The organism is Shewanella sp. SG44-6, from assembly GCF_014164185.1.
GTDB classification, from domain to species: Bacteria; Pseudomonadota; Gammaproteobacteria; order Enterobacterales; family Shewanellaceae; genus Shewanella; species Shewanella vesiculosa.
The window spans coordinates 1-539 of record NZ_JACJER010000318.1 but is presented as its reverse complement, the minus strand read 5'-3'; the positions used below and the strand labels follow the sequence as shown (position 1 = coordinate 539).

Annotated in this window: 1 protein-coding gene; it reads right to left on the bottom strand. The window is 41.6% G+C overall.

Going from position 1 to position 539, the window contains the following annotated elements:
- Positions 1–539 (bottom strand): transposase (locus H5185_RS23550; protein ID WP_182699098.1); only part of this gene is annotated, 539 nt, incomplete at both ends.

The window sequence follows — 539 nt, the reverse complement described above, 5'->3', positions numbered from 1 at the left end:
AGTGACAGAATCTTGCCAATACCTGGTACAGTTTTAAGTAGTTCTAGATACACTGGATTATGATTTTTGGCTTGTTTTTCAATGAACCATTCAACTTGAGCGAGTTCTTTGGCATAGCAATCAAGCAGCGCCATATCTAAATCAATGTTGCGCTGCACGATAGGGTCTTGATACTGCTCACGAAGTTTTTGTCTTGCTGAAATATTTTTAAGATTTAACTCAGTGGCAGGCAAGTTGTATTGGCTGTTGGTGTTAACCACATGACCTTTGAGCATGGCACCGTGACGAACAATTTTCATTCGTCGACGTAATAGGTCACGTGCAGCGCGCATTTCACTTGGATAATCATAAGCTATAGGAAAGTTACCACCACGCAGTAATGAGGCAATTTTAAAGGAATCGACTTTATCATTTTTGGTTTTACCGCCGTGAATCGCCTTCATATAAAGCGCATGACCTAGTACAAAATCAATCCCAAGTTCAGCACACCAATCTGACACCCAATACCAGCAATGCATGCACTCAACGCCGACAATCAC